The organism is Rhodococcus sp. EPR-134, assembly GCF_001647205.1.
GTDB lineage: Bacteria > Actinomycetota > Actinomycetes > Mycobacteriales > Mycobacteriaceae > Rhodococcus_F > Rhodococcus_F qingshengii.
This window is the reverse complement of record NZ_LVCT01000035.1, coordinates 1-562: the sequence shown is the minus strand read 5'-3', so window position 1 is coordinate 562 and position 562 is coordinate 1. Positions and strand designations below refer to the sequence as shown.

Below are 562 nucleotides of genomic sequence, written 5' to 3'. Positions count from 1 at the left end.
GCCGTCTTCGGGAGCGATGAAGCCGAACCCCTTCTCGGAGTTGAACCACTTCACGATGCCCTCTGCCATGTAAATCTCCTCTAACACAGTGTCAACAGGCAGTCGCTTCGACCGCCCGGGTCACTTACTACGACCGTTCTGAGACAAATCCGTGGAGGATGTCCAAACGCTCGCAACCTAACCATTTGCGAGCGTGGAAACACAAACACAAACACTTACGACCACCACAAGTAGACCACACATCCGCCGTGTTGTCTTCCCTGAGGCCTTCATCACTGCCCAGCCCGTTGACAGGCATACCCCCTGGGGGTACCTTCGATTGCAGAGCGATACCTACACCGGGTATCCGTAAAATAAGCTTTCCACAACCGAAGGGATCTGCGATGACCACCGCCGAATACACCGTTTCCGGAATGACCTGCGGACACTGCGTCGGATCCGTCAAGGAAGAGATCGGCAACATCGCGGGAGTAACCGCGGTGGATGTCGAACTGGCGAGCGGACGCGTCGTCGTCACCAGCGATGCTCCCGTCTCCGCAGCCGACGTCGTCGCAGCAGTCGA

At 57.3% G+C, this 562-nt stretch carries 2 protein-coding genes; one reads left to right on the top strand and one right to left on the bottom strand.

Annotated features, from left to right (window positions below; all coding sequences use genetic code 11):
• Positions 1-69: cold-shock protein (locus tag A2J01_RS01540; protein WP_197494136.1), on the bottom strand; the 69-nt coding region annotated here is incomplete at its 3' end.
• Positions 70-383: 314 nt separating this feature from the next.
• Between A2J01_RS01540 and A2J01_RS01535 the strand changes: the two genes are divergently transcribed.
• Positions 384-562: heavy-metal-associated domain-containing protein (locus A2J01_RS01535; RefSeq protein ID WP_064111638.1), on the top strand; the 179-nt coding region annotated here is incomplete at its 3' end.